General features: G+C 69.3%; 17 protein-coding genes. 8 read left to right on the forward strand and 9 right to left on the reverse strand.

Features of this window, described 5'->3' with window-relative positions:
- Positions 1-56: 56 nt before the first annotated feature.
- The 4 genes from ABD858_RS30295 to ABD858_RS30310 form a co-directional block, all read right to left on the reverse strand.
- The gene (locus ABD858_RS30295) at positions 57-1244 is read right to left on the reverse strand and encodes an MFS transporter (RefSeq protein ID WP_345043501.1); all 1188 of its coding nucleotides are present in this window, start codon (positions 1242-1244) and stop codon (positions 57-59) included.
- A 10-nt stretch (positions 1245-1254) separates the two neighbouring features.
- A complete protein-coding gene (locus tag ABD858_RS30300) occupies positions 1255-1584 on the reverse strand; it encodes a hypothetical protein (RefSeq protein ID WP_345043504.1) in 330 nt (109 codons plus the stop codon).
- Positions 1585-2137: 553 nt separating this feature from the next.
- Complete coding sequence (locus ABD858_RS30305) at positions 2138-2647, reverse strand: mycothiol transferase (RefSeq protein ID WP_345043507.1); 510 nt, start codon at positions 2645-2647, stop codon at positions 2138-2140.
- Between the two features lie 871 nt (positions 2648-3518).
- Positions 3519-4283 carry a LysR family transcriptional regulator substrate-binding protein gene (locus ABD858_RS30310; RefSeq protein ID WP_345043509.1) on the reverse strand — a complete coding sequence of 255 codons (765 nt, stop codon included), beginning with the start codon at positions 4281-4283 and terminating at the stop codon, positions 3519-3521.
- Between the two features lie 58 nt (positions 4284-4341).
- Here ABD858_RS30310 and ABD858_RS30315 point away from each other — a divergent pair, with 58 nt between their 5' ends.
- From ABD858_RS30315 to ABD858_RS30325, 3 genes are all read left to right on the forward strand, one after another.
- Positions 4342-4734, forward strand: a complete 393-nt coding sequence (locus ABD858_RS30315) for a DUF5997 family protein (RefSeq protein WP_345043512.1) — start codon at positions 4342-4344, stop codon at positions 4732-4734.
- A 596-nt stretch (positions 4735-5330) separates the two neighbouring features.
- On the forward strand, positions 5331-6509 hold the full coding sequence (locus ABD858_RS30320) for a MalY/PatB family protein (RefSeq protein ID WP_345043514.1): 1179 nt from the start codon (positions 5331-5333) through the stop codon (positions 6507-6509).
- 38 nt (positions 6510-6547) lie between these two features.
- Positions 6548-6835, forward strand: coding sequence for a tetratricopeptide repeat protein (locus ABD858_RS30325; RefSeq protein ID WP_345043516.1), 288 nt, complete (start codon positions 6548-6550; stop codon positions 6833-6835).
- 127 nt (positions 6836-6962) lie between these two features.
- On the opposite strand, the gene ABD858_RS30330 is transcribed toward ABD858_RS30325, so the two are convergent.
- Positions 6963-8399: a 3-hydroxybutyrate oligomer hydrolase family protein gene (locus ABD858_RS30330; protein ID WP_345043519.1), complete on the reverse strand. Its 1437-nt coding sequence runs from the start codon at positions 8397-8399 to the stop codon at positions 6963-6965.
- Positions 8400-8521: 122 nt separating this feature from the next.
- On the opposite strand from ABD858_RS30330, the gene ABD858_RS30335 reads away from it, so the two are divergent.
- On the forward strand, positions 8522-9028 hold the full coding sequence (locus ABD858_RS30335) for a hypothetical protein (protein WP_345043521.1): 507 nt from the start codon (positions 8522-8524) through the stop codon (positions 9026-9028).
- A gap of 55 nt (positions 9029-9083) precedes the next feature.
- Here the strand turns inward: ABD858_RS30335 and ABD858_RS30340 are convergent, their stop codons facing one another.
- Positions 9084-10001 carry a LysR family transcriptional regulator ArgP gene (locus ABD858_RS30340; protein WP_345043524.1) on the reverse strand — a complete coding sequence of 306 codons (918 nt, stop codon included), beginning with the start codon at positions 9999-10001 and terminating at the stop codon, positions 9084-9086.
- A 69-nt stretch (positions 10002-10070) separates the two neighbouring features.
- Between ABD858_RS30340 and ABD858_RS30345 the strand changes: the two genes are divergently transcribed.
- The 4 genes from ABD858_RS30345 (at position 10071) to galT (ending at position 14484) form a co-directional block, all read left to right on the forward strand.
- Positions 10071-10694, forward strand: coding sequence for a LysE/ArgO family amino acid transporter (locus ABD858_RS30345; RefSeq protein WP_345043527.1), 624 nt, complete (start codon positions 10071-10073; stop codon positions 10692-10694).
- A 415-nt stretch (positions 10695-11109) separates the two neighbouring features.
- Positions 11110-11370 carry a hypothetical protein gene (locus ABD858_RS30350; protein WP_345043529.1) on the forward strand — a complete coding sequence of 87 codons (261 nt, stop codon included), beginning with the start codon at positions 11110-11112 and terminating at the stop codon, positions 11368-11370.
- Positions 11371-11666: 296 nt separating this feature from the next.
- The gene (locus ABD858_RS30355) at positions 11667-12584 is read left to right on the forward strand and encodes an NADP-dependent oxidoreductase (RefSeq protein WP_345043532.1); all 918 of its coding nucleotides are present in this window, start codon (positions 11667-11669) and stop codon (positions 12582-12584) included.
- Between the two features lie 850 nt (positions 12585-13434).
- Positions 13435-14484, forward strand: a complete 1050-nt coding sequence (gene galT, locus ABD858_RS30365) for a galactose-1-phosphate uridylyltransferase (RefSeq protein WP_345043534.1) — start codon at positions 13435-13437, stop codon at positions 14482-14484.
- 51 nt (positions 14485-14535) lie between these two features.
- On the opposite strand, the gene ABD858_RS30370 is transcribed toward galT, so the two are convergent.
- The 3 genes from ABD858_RS30370 to galE form a co-directional block, all read right to left on the reverse strand.
- Positions 14536-15423, reverse strand: a complete 888-nt coding sequence (locus ABD858_RS30370) for a DeoR/GlpR family DNA-binding transcription regulator (RefSeq protein WP_425586274.1) — start codon at positions 15421-15423, stop codon at positions 14536-14538.
- A gap of 27 nt (positions 15424-15450) precedes the next feature.
- Positions 15451-16635 carry a galactokinase gene (gene galK, locus ABD858_RS30375; RefSeq protein WP_425586275.1) on the reverse strand — a complete coding sequence of 395 codons (1185 nt, stop codon included), beginning with the start codon at positions 16633-16635 and terminating at the stop codon, positions 15451-15453.
- Positions 16636-16718: 83 nt separating this feature from the next.
- Positions 16719-17681: a UDP-glucose 4-epimerase GalE gene (gene galE / locus ABD858_RS30380; RefSeq protein WP_345043537.1), complete on the reverse strand. Its 963-nt coding sequence runs from the start codon at positions 17679-17681 to the stop codon at positions 16719-16721.
- Between the last annotated feature and the right edge of the window lie 115 nt (positions 17682-17796).

Below are 17796 nucleotides of genomic sequence, written 5' to 3' on the forward strand. Positions count from 1 at the left end.
AGACACTCACTCATACATGCTCACGATCAATCATATATCACTAGAAAGAGTGCAGTTCACACCCCCGCCGGTGGCCTGAGAGCGGAGTACGTTCCCGCGGCCGCGGCCAGCAGCATTACGCAGCCCGTGAAGATCAGCCCGGCCTGGCGCAGTCCGAGCCATGTGGCCATGGCGCCGACACCGACCACCGGCAGCGAGATTCCGGCGTAGGCGACGACGAAGAATGCCGAAATGGTGCCGCCGCGATGCTGTGCCGGGGCCGCGGAGCTGACCAGCGTGAGTGCCGCGCGAAAGGCGAGCCCCTGGCCGGTGCCGCCGCACAGGGCGCCCAGGACGAGCAGGGGCATGGATTCGGCGATCAGCGATGACGCCACCAGCAGCAGGCCTATGACGAGGATGCCGCAGCCCACGGGGAGCGCGAGGCGCGCGCCTATCCGTTGCGTCAAGGATTGCCCGACGGTCGAAGCGAGGAACACGGAGAACGCCACCGCGCCCGAAACAGCCAGGTTGTGCACCCCCAGCGTCTGCGCGGCGAAGCTCGGCGCGACCGCCGTGAACAGCCCGAGGAGCGCGAAGCCGGCGAACGCCGCCAGCGAGGCGGGCGTGAACACGCCCTTCACCTCCGGAGGCACCGTGAGTCCCTGCGGCTTCAGGGGTGGCCATCGCTTCGGCTCCGCCACGGTCTCCGGCAGGACCCAGGTGATCCCGGAGGCCACGGTCACCAGCCCCAGGTGGACCAGGAACGGCAGCTGGAGCGGCCAGGGCGTGTACTGCGCGAGGAGGCCGGAGAGCAGTGGCCCGCAGCCCAGACCGCCCATGTTGGCCGCGGTGGCGGCGAACCCGGCCCGCGCCTTCTTTCCAGGGCCTGCCAGCTCGATGACGGCCGCGGTCGCCGCACCGCTGAGGAGGCCGGCCGCGCCGCCGGACAGCAGCCGCCCCGTGAAGAGCAGAGGCAGGCCGCTGTGCAGAAGGAAGCAGCCCGCACTCGCGGCCGACAAGGCCATGGCACACAGGAGCACAGGCCTGCGGCCGACCTCGTCGGAGTAGTTTCCCGCTACCAGCAGCACCGTGATGACCGCGACGGCATACACGGCGAAGACGACGGTCACCATCAGCTCGGAGAACCCGATCTGTTCCTGGTAGAGCCCGTACAGCGGGGTGGGCAGCGTGGTCCCGGCCATTCCGATGGCGAACACCGATGCCGCGGCGAGATAACCAGGCTGCCGATCAGCGCCCGGGTTCACGGACCGGGCGTCATTCCCAGAGTTCGTACGTCACGTTCCGTGGCAACTCCGGCGGCTTGCGGTCGGTGTAGACGAGCTGCAACCGGGTGAAATGCTTCAGCGGGGGATGCTGCTGCCAGGTCTCCGGGCGGTCGAGCTTCACGGTGACGGGGTAAGCGTGGAACTTTCCTGCCGCGCAGTAGGGTTGACAGTCGTTCAGCACGTCGAGTCCGCTGCCCACAGCGGACGTCGGTCCCCAGGTCGACCAGCGGAGCGTGGTGAGGCCGTTGTTGCCGTCGCCGCAGGCGAGCAGGAAGTCGTGGGGGCGTATCCGCGCATGAGAGAAACAGTCGACGGCCACGACACGGAGGGCCGGGGCTGACGCTGCGGATGTGGATGCCGGACTCACTGCTGCCGCGAGTGCTGTAGCGGCACACAGCATGACCGCTGCCCTGAGCTTGTGTCTCTGCATGTCGGCTCCCCGGCTGCCTCTTGTCGAACCCGGGCAGCCGTGCGTCTGATGGTGGCGCCTTCCTTCAGCGCTTGCTCCTGAGTCGACGCTACGACCGTGCCCAGGGATGCACCACCCGAACAGGCGATAACTATGCAAAGTGTGATCATCGCACTCGCAGTGTGAGTGGTTAAGCACTCACATGAACGCGGAAGGGCGGCGTCAATGATCCACCTGCCGCGCCGGGTCCCGGCCATGATCCACGGTTCCTGGATCCCCGACCGCACGGGCCTGATCACCGGCCGCCGTGGTGTCCACCGGGCCGGCACACTCTGTGACACCGCCGCCGGTACGGGGCGTAACCGGTGGGCCGGGCGGTGACGGTTCCTTTGAGCCGGGCCGCGCCGGGGCATCGAGATTCACCCGGACGGCTCATGGATGGCCTGCGGTCGGCCCGGCCCTGTCAGCGGCGTTTCAGTGCGCCGCGGATGAAGGCGGCCTGGCCCGCGTGCTGCAAGTCGTCCGCGATCACACTCACCAGCCGCACCCCCAGGGTCACGGGCGGGGACCAGGACTCGTCCACGATCCTGTTGAGCGCCTTGTCGCTCAGCCCGGTGACGAAGGCCAAGGTCTGCTCATGGACGGCGTCGTAGTAGCCCAGCAGCAACTCCGGCGAGTCGACCCGTACCGCGGCGACCTGCTTGCTGGTGTGACCGTAGCCGGTCGCCGCATGAGAAAGACGAAGATCGAAACGGCCGGACCAGTCCTGGGAGAGCCACACCTGTTCCTGGCCCGAGGCGTCGGCCACGTGGTCGTCCTGGATCCGCGTCAGGTGCCACACCAGCCAGGTGATGGAGTTGGCCCGGGGATCGAGCCGGGCATTGAGATCCTCCGCCGCGAGCCCCTCGACCGCTCCGTGCACCGCCTCCTGGACCCGCCCGAAAGCGTCCGCAAGCACTTCTGCTGCCTTCATACCGCGAGTGAACGCGGGGCGCTCCGGCAATCGAGAGCTGACACGCCGTCGTCCTGCCCGTGCCCCGGAGCCGATGCCCTGTCAGGTTCGGCGCCCAGCGAGGTGGTTGCCTCCACCGCCGAGAAGGCTGCGACGCAGGCGCAGGGGGCGGGTTGGACGCGGTGAGCTGCTGTGGATAGGGTGTAAAGAACGCGTCAAGAAGAGCGTGGGGCGTGCCGGGAAGTCTGGTCGGCGTTTGAAAGGCCGTGTGCCTGTTGTCGCCGACGCCCCGGAGGAACAGCATGTCGAAACGACGGACCGGAGAGGTCCTGACGGCCGCCGCGGTGTCGCTGATGCTCGTCGGTGCGGCGATGTACGTCCTGCCCGGCCCCGGCCTCCGTCCTCATGACCAGCCTGGCCGCACTGATCGCCGGACTCGTCATGATCGCCTTTTGGCCACCGCCGCTGGCACGGCCACAGCACACACCAGGAGTCCTGCAGCCATGACCTGGCAATGGATCGGCCTCGTCTTCTTCTCTGTCACCCTGCTGCCGGCCTACGCCGCCACGCTCCTCGACGCGGTCGTCGCCGCACGCCGGACCATGGAGGCCGCAGCATGACGTACAAGCCGCGTCGGCTCAGAGTGGCCGCGTCGATCATCATCTGGTGGTCAGGGGTCACCCTCGTGCTCTGGCTGCTGCTGGGTCAGGTCGGGAACGAGCCCGCAGGCCTTGCACAGTGCGCCGCCTCTGCCGCGTATATGGTTGCTGTGGGGGAAGCCGGTGACTGGGTGCGTCGGCGTTGGCGCGAACGCCGAGGCCGCAACCGGCCCGGACCATCACAGCGCTGACCATGCCTGACCGAGCGGGCCATGATCAATGTCAGGCCGTGGCTATGACCGGCGGCGAGGTTTGCCGCGCCTGCCGCCTTTCTGGCCACCCGAACCGCTCTGCGGACTCCTGACGGTCGGCTTGCCGGCCGAGGGCTTGCGCTGTGTGCCGCCGGTGTCGGGGCGCTTGCCCTTCGGCTGTTCCTGGGCGGCGGGGCGGCGACCCCGTGAGCTGTTGACGGTCCGCCCGCGGACGATTCCGATGAAGTCCTCCACCATGTCGGTGGTCTCGTCCTCGGGCCACGACAACGCGACGCTCGACTGAGGGACGTCCGTGACCGGCCGGTAGGTGAGGTCCCTGCGGTGGTGCAGGCGGGCGAGCGACATCGGAACGACGAGCAGACCCACTCCCGCCGCCACCAGCTCGATGGCATCCGCCGTCGTGGCGGGACGCTCGAATGCGGGACGTCCCGGCGGATGCTCCCAGTCGAGGGTGTCGTCGAGGGGGTGGAACACGATCTCGTCGGCCAGGTCCTCGGCGGACACCTCGTCGACTGCCGCGATGACGTGGTCCTTCGGGACCACGACCACCGTCGTCTCGGTGTAGAGGGGGATGGCACTGAAGTACGTACGGTCGACCGGCAGCCGTACGAAACCCGCGTCGGCGTCGCCGCCGCGCAGCACCTCGGGTGCTTCGGCGGCGGACACCTGGACGAGATCCAGTGGGATGTCGGGCAGGCGCTCGTTCCAGGTTCGCACCCACTTGGCAGGTGTCACGCCCGGGACGTACGCGAGCCGGAACGAACGGGGTACTTCCGAGCCTGTCATCAGGCCAGGTTACCGGGCGTGGTCGGAGGTCGTGCACACGCTCGATATCCTTGACGCCATGACGTCGCACCAGAGCACCCAGAACATGAAGCCCGCGACCGCGGCGAAGAAGCTGGGCGTGTACCTAGAGGCCACCCCCGCAGAGTTCCAGGAGGGTGTGGTCTCGCGCGACGAGCTGAACGCGCTGCAGGCCGATCCGCCCGAGTGGCTGCGGGAGCTGCGGCGCAACGGTCCGCACCCGCGGCCGGTGGTCGCGGCGAAGCTGGGCGTATCCATCTCGGGTCTCGCGCGCGGCGGAGTCACCGAGCCGCTCACCACGGAGCAGATCGAGGCGCTGAAGACGGACTCCCCCGAGTGGCTGCAGAAGGAACGCGCCACCCAGGCCGAGGTGCGGAAGGAAGCCGCGCGCATCAAGGAGAAGCGCGCGGAGCAGGACGAGAAGCGCTCCTGATCTCTCTGGAGCGGGAGCAGTGGAGACGGTGTCGCCGGTGACCAGGGTGATCCGGGTCGTGACGGCCCGGTCGGCGGAGGCCGCGGGCGGCACCAGGCCCGTGTACTGCTCCGAAGCCCCGGCGGCACCTGCCCGGCCGGGCAGCGCGGCGACAGCGGCCAGTACCACTCCCGTTACCGCAAGTCGTCTGTGCCGGCTTGCTCTTGGGTTGTCCACGTGCTCCTCTTAAGTCCCTTTGCAGGCTGGAGCCGACGCGTCTGTTGCCCTATGGGGCTGGAGAGGCGGTCGGCTGTGCCGGGCCAGGGTCTACGAAGATCACTTCCCGGGGAAAGACATCGGCGCCGCCCGAATCCAGCATGACGGGAACCTGACAGGAATCCGGGCGTCCATGCATCCTTGGCGCGTCCAGCCCGACCGAACCCGGGTCCCGCCCGAGTGAAGCCGGCCATGCGGTGCCGTCCTCGTTGTCCTCGGCCGCCAGCGCCGACAGCCGGGCCACCCCCGCCTCACCCACGCGCTCGATGGCCCGGGCGCGGAACGCTCACTCCCACCGGCCCCGCGACACACTGTCCGCGGTGCGCCTATCTTTTGTGCTTATGAACAGCCTGCCGAGTGACGCATCCGACGAAGCCAACCCCCTGCGCCGGCTCTCCCTCGATCAGCTGCGGCTGCGGACGAGCGTGAAGTGGCGCACCTATCCGGACGATGTGCTGCCGCTGTGGGTGGCGGAGATGGACGTGCCCCTGGCCGAGCAGGTCGCGCGGGCGGTCACGGACGCGATAGCGCTCGGCGACACCGGTTATCCCGCAGGGAACGCGTACGCCGAGGCGTTGGCGGAGTTCGCGCGCAAGCGCTGGGACTGGGACGGGCTCGCCGTGGAGCGTACGGCGATCGTGCCCGATGTGATGCTGGGCATCGTCGAGGTCCTCAAGCTGTTCACGGGCCCGGGGGACCGCGTGGTGGTCAACTGCCCCGTCTACCCGCCCTTCTACCAGTTCGTGGAGCATCTGGACCGGCGCATCGTGGAGGCGCCGCTGGGGGAGGACCAGCGGATCGACTTCGCCGCGCTGGAGGACGCGTTCCGGCGCGCCGTCTCCGGCGGGCGGCGGGCCGCGTACCTCCTGTGCAGCCCGCACAATCCGACCGGCACCGTCCACACCGCCGACGAGCTGGCCGCCGTCGCCGCTCTGGCCGACAGCTACGGCGTACGGGTCGTGGTCGACGAGATACACGCCCCGATCGTGGCTTCCGGGACTGCCTTCGTGCCGTATCTGAGCGTGCCGGGCGCGGAGAGCGGCATGTCGCTGATGTCGGCGTCCAAGGCGTGGAATCTGGCCGGGCTCAAGGCCGCGATCGCCGTCGCCGGTCCGGCAGCCGCCGACGACCTCGCGCGCATGCCCCCGGAGGTCAGCCACGGCCCCAGCCACCTCGGCATCATCGCCCACACCGCCGCCCTGCGCGACGGCAGCGGCTGGCTGGACGCGGTGCTCACCGGGCTGGATCACAACCGTCGCCTCCTCGCGGATCTCCTCCGCGAGCACCTCCCGGCGATACGGTACGAGCCCGCACAGGGCACCTATCTGGCCTGGCTGGACTGCCGCGCCCTCCCGCTGGGCGACGACCCGGCTGCCGTCTTCCTGGAGCGCGGGCGGGTCGCCCTCACCTCCGGGACGGACTTCGGCACCGGAGGTGCGGGGCACGTACGGCTGAACCTGGCCACCTCACCGGAACTGATCACGGAAGCCGTACGCCGGATGTCCGCTGCCCTGGACTGACCGCTTCCGTTGTACGAGCGCACCCTCGCCGACCTGCCGTGACCGTGCTGGAGGCCAACCTCCCCGACCACGAACGGATTCCGGGCCGCGAGCACCCCCGCACCGTCGGCTCCCGACACAACCTCGCCGCGGCCCTCCGGGCCTCGGATGATCTGCCCCGCGCCCTCGCCCGGTCCTGGCATGCACTGGGCGAAGCCCGGCGCGTCCTCGGCGACGGCCACCCCGCCACCCGCGCGGCGCGGTCCCGTTTCGCGAGCCTGCGGCGCGGACTGGCCGCGCTGCCGGGCCCGTACCACGCGGTGCCGGCGCCTTCCGGCCCGCCCTGAGCCAACTCGTCCTCGACAAGGGACTGTTGACTGAGGGCGAGCTCCAGCCTCCTGCGACAGGACAACCCCGCGCGCATGCCGGAGCCACCAAGGCTGCCGGATGATCCGGCCGGTGGCCGCGGTCGTCCTATCCGTCGAGGGAGCACCTGGTCAGCAGGTCCGCCGCGTCGGCCAGGGGCGGCCTGGCGACGGTGTGGCCGGCCGGCGGTGGGGTGCCGCGCGTGAGCCACTTCTCCAGTGCCGAGAAGGCCGAGCGATGGCACGGCACGAGTGGCCGAAGCCGACCGGGGAAGACGTCGACCAGCGAATCGGTGTGCGTGCTCCCTTCGATGCGGTAGTAGCGGTGCAGGCTTCCGCGCCCCGCGTCCCGGACCATTTGCGCGTAGACGTCGGAGTGCTGGCTGATCGGCAGCAGCACATCGAGGGTCCCGTGCACGGTGATCAGCGGTTTCCCGATCCGGCCGGTCAGGGCGATTCGGTCCACGGCCTTGTGGACCTCGACCGGGCGGGCGGCGTAGTCGTAGTCCGCGTCGCAGGCCGCCGATCCCGATGCGCAGTAGGGCGTGCCCGCCTCGGCCGTCCCGTCGAAGCCCGGGTCCAGCTCCTCGCGATAGACACGCTGTGTGAAGTCCCAGTAGTAGGCATGGTGATACGGCCACAGGAACTCCGAACCGGACGGATATCCTGCGGCAACGAGGGCGTCATGGGCCTGTGCCGCGCCTGACCCGCCTTCGGCGTAGGCGGGGTAGTGACGCATGGCCGGGGGCAGGTGGGTGAAGAGATTCGGTGCCTCCGAGCGCCACAGGGTGCCCTCCCAGTCCACCCCTCCGTCGTACAGCTCGGGGTGGTTCTCCAGCTGCCAGCGCACCAGATAGCCGCCGTTGGACATACCGGTTGCCAGGGTGCGGGCGGGCGGGCGATGGTAGCGCTGGGCGACCACCGCACGGGCAGCGCGGGTGAGCTGGGTGACCCGCTGGTTCCACTCGGCGATGGCATCGCCGGGTCTACGTCCGTCACGGTAGAAGGCCACGCCGGTGTTGCCCTTGTCGGTGGCGGCGAAGGCATAGCCGCGGGCGAGCACCCAGTCGCCGATCGCGCGGTCGTTGGCGTACTGCTCACGGTTGCCGGGCGATCCCGAGACGACCAGGCCGCCGTTCCAGTTGTCCGGCAGCCGGACGACGAACTGGGCGTCGTGTTTCCAGCCGTGGTTGGTGTTGGTGGTCGAGGTGTCCGGGAAGTAACCGTCGATCTGGATACCGGGCACACCGGTGGGCGTGGCCAGATCCTTCGGAGTCAGACCCGCCCAGTCGGCCGGGTCGGTGTGGCCGGAGCCCACGGTTCCGGCGGTGGTCAACTCATCAAGACATGAGGCCTGTTGGTGTGCGGCGCCGGGAATCCGCAGCAGGTTGAGCCGGCTGCAGTGGCCGTCCTTCGTCCCCTCGCCGGCGGCGGGCCGGGCCATGGCGGACGATGACGTGACCACGGCCAGGACGGCGGCCAGGGAGACGGCACCGAGGGCGACCCGCCGTTTCGGGGGCGAATTCGCGACACCGAACTGGAACATCGAAGACCTCCGGGATTCAAGGGAACGACGGTCGGAGGCTAAGCGGCACAGAAGCATCCCGACATGGGCGTGCCCGCCATGGCGGCGGCCTCCCCGGGGTGGTCCGCCACCATGAAGGACCGATGCACCGGCGGTTGTACGGCGCGCACGGCTCCACATCCGAGGCGGCCTCGGCCTCCCCGTGCGTCCGGTCGTCAGGCGCAGGAGGGGGGCCGGCCGGCTGCTCTGCCGCCGCGTCGTACGGGCCCGTATCATGCGGTGCCGGCGCCTTCAGGCCCGTTCCGGGGAGGGGACCGGGCAGGCCGCATCTCCGTCCGGGCCGAAACCACCACCTGTTCCGACGACCTGTCGGCGGAACTCGTCCAGGTGTAGACGCCCCCGGGCGAGCCTCCTCGGAGACCGGCCGGCCTCACCGCGACTCGTCACCGCTGTCCGCACATAGCGGATCGGAGCCGCACCTCGGCTACGAGCTGGCCACCGCCGTCGCCCAGGAAGTCCTCACGACGGGCCGGAGCGTCAAGGAACTCGTCCTCGACAAGGGCCTGTTGACCAAGGACGAGCTCCAGGTCCTCCTGCACCCCGACAACCTCGCCCGCCCGCACGCCGGCTCCACCGCAGCCGCCGGATGATTCGGTCGTGCCTCGGGACCAAGACGGCTGGTACGTCCCGTGTGCTGACTCCTGATCAGTCGGACCGGAGTGCCGCGGCCGCCGCGGCCGCGACGGCCTCTCCCGTCGCGGCCAGAGCGGGGGAGTCGAGTTTCCACTGCTGCCAGAACAGAGGTACGTCGACCGGGAGGTCCGGTGCGAGGGGGACGAAGGCGCCGGTGAGCAGGCGGGGAGCGGCCTGCGATTCGGGAACCAGGCCCCAGCCCAGGCCGGCGGCCACCGAATCGGCGAAGCCCTCCGATGTCGGGACGTAGTGCCGAAGGCGGCTCGCGCCGTGGGCTCTTCGGGTCAGGGCGCGTACGAAAGTGTCCTGGAGTTCGTCGCGGCGGTCGAAGACGACCACCGGGGCGTCGGGGAGGGTACGGCGCAGAGGCGCCGCCAAGGGTGGCCGGCCGCCCAGCCACCGGTCGGCGAACTCCGGGCCGGCCACGGGAAGGTAGCGCATCCGGCCGAGGCGGCGCACGGTGCAGCCCGCCACGGGGTCCGGGGACGACGTCACAGCCGCCATCACCTGCCCCTCGCGCAGCAGCGCCGTGGTGTGGGCCTCGTCCTCGCGGTGGAGCTCGAAGCAGATGCGCGGCTCCTGGGGCACCTGCCTGAGAGCTGGGAGGAACCAGGTGGCGAGCGAGTCGGCGTTCACCGCGATCGACAGGCGGGCCGGCTGGTCGGGGTCGGCCATGCCGAGTTCCATGCGCGCGTCGCGTTCGAGGCGGGCCAGCTGGCGGGCGAATCGCACCACTACCTGACCGGACTCGGTCGCCCGCACCGGTTTCGTACGCATCAGCAGCACCCGGCCGGTGCGCTGCTCCAGCGCCTTGACGCGCTGGCTGACCGCGGAGGGCGTGACATGAAGGGCGGCCGCCGCCGCGTCGAATGTGCCCTCGTCCACCACGGCGAGCAGCGTGCGGACCTGGTCGAGAGGGAGTTCCATCATCACATCTACTAAGGGTACGTAAGAATCTTCAGCTTTACTGATGTCTCGACGATCTTTAGCGTCGCTGGTATGACACACGGCATCGCAGCAGCGGCCGCCGCCGGATTCGGCACCGGCCTCTCCCTCATCGTGGCCATCGGCGCCCAGAACGCCTTCGTCCTCAGGCAAGGCGTCCTCCGCCAGTCGGTGCTCGCGGTCGTCGGGATCTGCGCCCTCTCGGACGCGGTGCTCATCGCGCTGGGCGTCGCCGGGGTGGGGGCCGCGGTCACCGCCTGGCCCGCGGCGCTCACCGCGGTCGGGCTGGCCGGCGGCGGCTTTCTGATCTGCTACGGACTCCTGGCCGCACGCCGCGCGCTGCGGCCCGCCACTTCTGGAGGCCTGACCGCCGACGGCGCCCCGTCCCGCTCCCGGCGGCGGGCCGTGCTCACCTGCCTCGCGATGACCTGGCTCAACCCGCACGTCTACCTCGACACCGTTCTCCTGCTCGGCTCCATCGCCGCCGACCGCGGCCCCCTGCGCTGGGCTTTCGGGCTCGGCGCGGTCCTCGCCAGCGTTTGCTGGTTCACTTCTCTCGGTTTCGGCGCACGGCTGCTCAGCGGAGTACTGGCGCGGCCGTCGGCCTGGAGGGTGCTCGACGGGCTGGTCGCCGCGACGATGGTGACGATGGGCGGAATGCTGGTGGCCGGGGCCTGAGCGGACCGCACACCTGCCCGCTCACCGGCCCGCAGGCCATCACGGCGCCGGGGCCGGGCCCGGCGCAGTCGGCCCACACGTCTTCGACCTGAGTGCCGGACTCGATGCCTTCTTTCCGACCGCGGCCAAGCATCGTAGGGCACCCTCGTTCAGCGTCGTTGATGTCAGCCGCACGCAGCCCGGTGGAAGCGGCGGATCTCCGCCCAGTCCTCCACGCTGGTCACCGTCCCTCCCGGTCTGACTCAACGAGTCAGACCACCGAAGAGGGTCACGATTCACCCGGTGGAAGTGGTCCCGCGTCTTTCAGCTGTTGCCGGCACACCGCGCCATTGACAATGCCGCGGGGACCAAGACTGCCGGATCCCACACAGGCTGCGAGCCGTGCTCGGGCAGATGCGCTGTGCCACGAGCGCCCGTGGCGGCACAGCATGAAGTGGCGTGCTCGCAGTTCATGGGCGGCGGCGCGGGAACACGGGTCCAGCCCTACCTCGCCTACCTGCACCAGAGGTGGAACGAGGGGTGCACGGACGCGGCCCGGCTCTGCGCGGAGATCCGCGAGCAGGGGCCGGCTTCGACCTCCTCCGTCTCCAGGTCCTGCATGCCGACTGAGGACCGTTACGTCGCTCCACAGAGAGTGGATCAGAACCCGCCGTGCGATCAAGCCGAGGAGCAGTGACCATGCCAGTGTGCACACGCGACGTGACCAGCATCGACCGGAACCGGATGACAGTTGCCCCCTCCAACCGACAGGAACAACGCGATCACCGACTCTTCCGTGATGAGCGGAGCAGATGCGGCAGTGGTGCGCCTGCGCCGGGGAAGCGGTGAGCCGGTTCGAAGCGGCGCCTGACAACGATGTCCTCGCTCCACACCTGTGCCGATCAGCGGGGTAAGACGCCGAGGTCTGACACCACTGACACTCATGAACCGTAGGCGCCGTGCGGGCGAGGACTGATACAGAGAGGTGTCCACATGAAAGCGATCGTGGTGACGGACCAGGCCGCAGGAACGGCCGGGATGACGCTGACGGAGCGGCCCGAGCCGGAGCCGGCGATAAACGATGTCGCCGTTCGGATTCATGCGTCGGGATTCGTCCCGACCGAGATGGCGTGGCCCTCGACCTGGACCGATCGCCTCGACCGCGACCGAGCACCGTCGATCCCCGGACATGAGTTGGCCGGAGTGGTCACCGCCCTCGGCTACGGCACGACGGGTCTTTCGGTGGGACAGCGCGTGTTCGGCCTCACCGACTGGTATCGCGACGGCACCCTCGCCGAGTACGCGGCCGTCGAGGCACGCAACCTCGCGCCGTTGCCGGGCGACGTCGACTTCACCGTGGGCGCGAGCCTGCCGATCTCTGGCCTCACCGCGTGGCAGGGACTGTTCGAGCACGGCCACCTCCAGGCGGGGCAGAGCGTCCTCGCGCACGGCGCGGCCGGCGCAGTCGGGGCGATGGTGACGCAGCTCGCACGAGAGGCCGGCGCCTACGTCATCGGCACCGGACGTGCCGCTGACCGTCAGAAGGCACTCGACTTCGGCGCCATGGAGTTCGTCGACCTCGACAACGACACCCTGGAAGACGTCGGCGAAGTCGACCTGGTCTTCGATGTCATCGGCGGCGACATCCAGAAGCGATCCGCAGGCCTGATCCGGGCCGGAGGAACACTGGTAACCGTCGTCGGACCGCCTGAGGCGCGGCCCGCCCACGGCCTGGCGATCGACTTCGTTGTCGAGTCCGATCGTGCCCAACTGGGTGAGATCGTCCAGCGGGTGCGGGACGGACGACTGCGCACGAACATCGGCAACGTCGCGACCCTCGACGATGCCGTCGCCGCCCTCAACCCGACCGAGCGACGTGAGGGGAAGACGATCATCCGCGTTCGTCCGTGAGGACTCGGGGACAGCGCGGTCCGTCCGTCCTCGTAGATCAGCATCAGCCGCGTAGCGATGTCGGGCGACCTGCTCGACGCCGACACGGTGGTCACGAGTCCGGTGCGGATTGTCGCTTACGGACAGCAAGATCCTCTGGCGGCAAGCAAGCCTGCTCGTCACACCCCGGTTGGCATTCTCCGAGCAACCGGCGGAGATCAAGGTCGTTACCAGGAAACAGTCAGCCAGTCGAGTCAGCGCGGAACGTAACGCGACCGTTTCGAGCGACCACGTTACGTTCCGCGAACCATGCCGCTCCACCCCGTTTGGACAACAAGCGCGGCGAGCCGTTTCAGGTAGGCGATCTTGTCGAAGGCCGGCGGCCGACCACCCCTGCCTGCGAGGCGGGCACGGCTGGCGACCTGGTCCCGACGCTCGGGGATCGTTGCTCTGATGTTCCGGTGCTGCAGAAGATGGCGGATCCCCACGTCATGGGCCCAGCCCGGCGTGTGGGCCCATGACGCAGATTGCTTCGAAGATCTGCAGACGCGACGCCAACGGCCCAGACGTGTGCGCACCGGCGTCGAAGCGTCGCCTGTGAGTGAGTGTGGGGATCCAGCCTCGTGATCGTGATCGTGATCGTGATCGGGCGTCGGCGGCGTGTCAGTGTCCGGCGCTGCGACGCAGACCGAACAAGATACCGCAGACCTCACCAGGCTTGAGATGCAGTCACCGCTCGGCCTGCACGTAGTGCCTCCATGGAGCGGCTCGATGGACGCCTCTATGTTCAATCTTATTGATTCATGTTTAATTATGGCGAGTCTTAGGGCAGGATGAGAGCGGACGCACGCCGACAGACAGAGCGGAAGCCGTGAAGAAGACCACAACCAAGCTCGCGGACGGCCGTGAGCTGATCTACTACGACAGCGATGAGAGCGCCGAGCGGGGTGCGCCCGACCTGCGCGGGCTGGAGAGCGTCGAAAGCCGCCCGGAGATCCGGAGGGACGCGGCGACCGGCGACTGGATAACCGTCGCATCCCACCGGCAGGGCCGTGTCCACCTTCCGCCGGCCGATGAGTGCCCGCTGTGTCCCTCCCGGGACGCGCGGCTCAGCGAGATCCCGGCCGGCGACTACGAGGTGACGGTGTTCGAGAACCGCTTCCCGTCGTTGTCTTGCGAAGCCGGGCGATGCGAGGTGGTGTGCTTCACGCCCGACCACGGCGCGAGCTTCTCAGATCTCACTCCGGCGAGGGTCCGCCTGGTGCTGGACGCATGGGCGGACCGTACCGAGCGCTTGTCGAGCCTGCCGGGCGTCGAGCAGGTGTACTGCTTCGAGAACCGGGGCGCGGAGATCGGCGTGACGCTCGCTCACCCGCACGGTCAGATCTACGCCTTCCCCTTCGCGACGCCGCGCACCGCCAAGATGATCGCCGCCGCTGACGCCCACCGTGCCGCCACCGGCCGGAACCTCTTCGAGGATCTGCTCGCCTCCGAGCGCGCCGACGCCCATCGGGTGGTGCTGGCCGGCGAGTACTGGACGGCCTTCGTGCCGTACGCCGCCCGCTGGCCGTACGAGGTGCACCTCTACCCCCACCGCCGCGTCCCCGACCTGACTCGTCTCACCGAAGCGGAGCGTGCCGAGTTCCCGGGCATCTATCTGGAACTGCTGCGCCGGTTCGACCGGCTGTTCGTCGAACCGGGGCAGTCGGCGCAGGCGTTTCCCACTCCGTACATCAGTGCCTGGCACCAGGCTCCCAGGACCGGCGGGGCGGAGCTCGCGCTGCATCTGGAGCTGTTCACCATCCGGCGCACCGCGGGCAAACTCAAGTTCCTCGCCGGGGTCGAATCCGGTATGGACGCGTTCGTCAACGACGTGATGCCCGAGGTGGCCGCACGACGTCTGCGCGGCGTCGCATCCTGACGTCCGTCCGGTCACGAGTGGTGCCGGCCTGGAACGGGCACGGCGGAATCGTCAGGACCTGCCGGTGTCCGCGAGGATCAGCTCGCCCACGGACTCACCCAGGACTGACCGCGCCTGTTCGTCCAGACCGTCGTCCGAAACGAAGTAGTCGATTTCGGACAGGGTAGCGAATCTGCTGAGCCCCACCACGCCCCACTTGCTGTGATCCGCGACCACGGCGACCCGCCTGGCGGAGGAGATCAGTGCCTGGTTGGTCTGTGCCTCGGCGAGGTTGGGAGTCGTCAGGCCCGCGCGCTCGGACACGCCGTGGGCCCCGATGATCAGCAGATCCACATGCAACGAGCGGATCGCCTGGTCCGCCAGCGGGCCGACCAGGGCGGCCGACCTCGTCGGGAGGCCGCCCGTCAGCAGCAGCGTCGGAGCGTCGGCGCCCTGTTCCCGTCCCGCGTTCCGCAGGACTTCGGCGACGGGCAGTGAGTTGGTCAATACCGTGAGACGCGGTACGTGCACGAGCCCGGCCGCCACGGCGTAGGACGTCGTCCCCGCGGAGATCGCGACCACGCTTCCCGGTTCCACGAGGGCGACCGCAGCCGCGGCGACCGCCGCCTTGGCCGTCGACTCGAGGTTGACCTTGGCTTCGAATCCCGGTTCGTCGGCGGCGGTGCCGGAGGTCGCCACGGCACCGCCGTACACCTTTTTCACGGAGCCGTCGCGGGCCAGCGTGTCCAGGTCACGGCGGATGGTCATGTCCGAGACCCCGAGCTGGTCGACGAGATCGGCCACACGCACGGCTCCGTCGCGGCGCACGATGTCGCGGATGAGTGCCCTCCGTTGGGGCGCGAGCAGTCCTGCGTCCGTCACGAGACCACCCTCGATCGTCTGTGCGCCGCCCCCATGCAGGAACTCCATGATCAGCGCACGGAAAACATCACAAATCAACAGGCGTAGCCTACCTCGATCCGGAGGTCAGCGGATCCGACGGGCTCCCGCCGCGGGCATCGCAGTGAAGGAGCGCGGCGCGGGGAATCCCGCGGCACTGAAGGCGCGGGTGATGTTGTCCTCGACCTTCGGTACCGTCGCGGTCTCCACCAGGGTGATCACGGACCCGCCGAAACCGCCTCCCGTCATGCGCGCGCCCAGTGCGCCGGCGTCGACGGCCGCCTCGACGACGAGGTCGGTCTCGGGGCAGGACACGCGGTAGTCGTCGCGCAGCGAGATGTGGCCGGCTGTGAGGATCGCGCCGAGCCCCCTGACGTCGCCGCCGTTCAGGCAGTTCACGGCCTCGGCGACGCGGAGGTTCTCCGTCACCACGTGTCGCACCAGGGGCCGCAGCTCCGGAGGCAGACGGTCGTCGGCCGCCTCCAGGTCGGCGAGTGCCAGGTCACGCAGGGCGGGCACGCCCAGGAGGCCCGCTGCCCGTTCGCAGTCCGTTCGCAGTGCGGCGTAGGCACCGTTTCCGAGATCGTGTTTGACGCGGGTGTCGACGACCAGCAGGTACAGCCCTGCGGCTTCGAAGTCCAGTGGTACATGCCTCTGTTCGAGGGTGCGCGTGTCGAGGTGGAGCGCCGTGCCCTCGGTGCAGCAGGCGGACGCCATCTGGTCCATCACGCCACAGGGCACCCCCACGAAGGCGTTCTCCGCCCGCTGCGCGACAAGCGCCAGCTCCGGCGGTGTGAGGCCGAGGTCGTAGAGGTCGTTCAGGGCGGCGGCTGTGGCGCACTCCAGCGCCGCGGAGGAGGACAGGCCTGCTCCTGTGGGCACGTCACTCCGGAAGAACAGGTCCGCACCACCCACGTCATGACCGGCTTCCCCGAGCGCCCAGACGACGCCGGCCGGGTAGCCCGCCCAGCCGGCGACGACGCCCGGGGTCAGTTCCGTGACCGCGAGGGCGGAGACCCTCGAGTCGCCCTGCGCGCTGAACAGTCTCAGCTGCCCGTCCTCTCGCCGACGGGCGGCGGCCATGGTGGTGTGGGAGAGAGCCATGGGCAGCACGAATCCGTCGTTGTAGTCGGTGTGCTCGCCGATGAGGTTGACCCGTCCCGGTGCCGCCCACACCCCGTCGGGAGCTGTTCCGTGGACGGCGTCGAATTCCTTGACGACGTCGATCACGTGGTCTTGTCCAGCAGCGCGGCCGGAGCGGAGTGCGCTCACGGTGCGACCTCCCCACGGCGTTGTGCGGTCTTGTGTGACCAACTGTGAACATGATCAAACGAGGCGCGGTGTTACGGCCGAGCCTATGCGCTGCCGCGCAGGGTGAACTTCCAGGCGTCGGCGACGATCCGGTCGAGTTCGGGGCGGCGGGCACGCCAGCCGAGTACCTCCTGGGCGCGGTCGGCCGAGGCGATCAGGACAGCCGGGTCGCCGGGGCGGCGTCCGCCGGTGACGACGGGGACCTTGCGCCCGGTGACGCGCTTCACCGATTCGATGACCTCGCGGACCGAGAAGCCGTTGCCGTTGCCCAGGTTGCAGATCAGGTGCTCACCGGATGTGGCCGCGTCCAGGGCGAGCACATGGGCCTCGGCGAGGTCGGCGACGTGGACGTAGTCACGGACGCAGGTGCCGTCGGCGGTCGGATAGTCGTCGCCGAAGACGGTGATGTGCGGGCGCCGGCCGAGAGCGGCCTGGAAGACCAGCGGGATGAGGTGTGACTCGGGTTCGTGCCGCTCGCCGTACTTCCCGTACGCGCCCGCCACGTTGAAGTAGCGCAGCGAGACGGCGGCGAGTCCGTGGGCGACGCTCTCGCTGGTGATCAGGTGGTCGACGGCGAGCTTGGTGGCGCCGTAGGCGCTGGTCGGGGAGGTGCGGGCGGTTTCGGTGATCGGCACCTGTTCGGGCTCGCCATAGACGGCGGCGGTGGAGGAGAAGACCAGCTTGCGGACGCCGGCCTTGCGCATGGCGCCGATCAGTTCGAGCGAGCCGGCGACGTTGTTGCGCCAGTACTTCTCCGGGTCGGCGACGGACTCCGCGACCTGGGAGGCCGCGGCGAAGTGCAGTACTCCGGCGTAGGAGGCGTCGAGGATGCCGGCGGCGTCCTGGATCCGGCCGCGGACGAACTCGGCGCCGTCCGGGACGCCGTCCAGGAAGCCGGTGGAGACGTCGTCGAGCACGGTGACCTGGTGGCCGGCCTCCAGCAGGTGCGCGGCGACGACGCTGCCGACATACCCGGCGCCACCCGTGACCAGGTACTTACTCACCATGCGACCTCCCGGATGCGACGCGCGCCACCCGCGGCCTGGAACGAGCGCCGGTGGCGATCTTGGGAATGCGACTTCAGGGGGAACAGTATCGAACGTGATTCAGCAAAAAACAACA

The organism is Streptomyces sannanensis, from assembly GCF_039536205.1.
GTDB lineage: Bacteria > Actinomycetota > Actinomycetes > Streptomycetales > Streptomycetaceae > Streptomyces > Streptomyces sannanensis.

Excerpts from the sequence above, each read along its gene's own strand:
- galE (WP_345043537.1), bottom strand. The coding sequence starts at position 17,681 with ATGGTGAGTAAGTACCTGGTCACGGGTGGCGCCGGGTATGTCGGCAGC.
- ABD858_RS30315 (WP_345043512.1), top strand. The coding sequence starts at position 4,342 with ATGACGTCGCACCAGAGCACCCAGAACATGAAGCCCGCGACCGCGGCG.
- ABD858_RS30310 (WP_345043509.1), bottom strand. The coding sequence starts at position 4,283 with ATGACAGGCTCGGAAGTACCCCGTTCGTTCCGGCTCGCGTACGTCCCG.
- ABD858_RS30305 (WP_345043507.1), bottom strand. The coding sequence starts at position 2,647 with ATGAAGGCAGCAGAAGTGCTTGCGGACGCTTTCGGGCGGGTCCAGGAG.
- ABD858_RS30340 (WP_345043524.1), bottom strand. The coding sequence starts at position 10,001 with ATGATGGAACTCCCTCTCGACCAGGTCCGCACGCTGCTCGCCGTGGTG.
- ABD858_RS30320 (WP_345043514.1), top strand. The coding sequence starts at position 5,331 with ATGAACAGCCTGCCGAGTGACGCATCCGACGAAGCCAACCCCCTGCGC.
- ABD858_RS30330 (WP_345043519.1), bottom strand. The coding sequence starts at position 8,399 with ATGTTCCAGTTCGGTGTCGCGAATTCGCCCCCGAAACGGCGGGTCGCC.
- ABD858_RS30335 (WP_345043521.1), top strand. The coding sequence starts at position 8,522 with ATGCACCGGCGGTTGTACGGCGCGCACGGCTCCACATCCGAGGCGGCC.
- ABD858_RS30355 (WP_345043532.1), top strand. The coding sequence starts at position 11,667 with ATGAAAGCGATCGTGGTGACGGACCAGGCCGCAGGAACGGCCGGGATG.
- ABD858_RS30345 (WP_345043527.1), top strand. The coding sequence starts at position 10,071 with ATGACACACGGCATCGCAGCAGCGGCCGCCGCCGGATTCGGCACCGGC.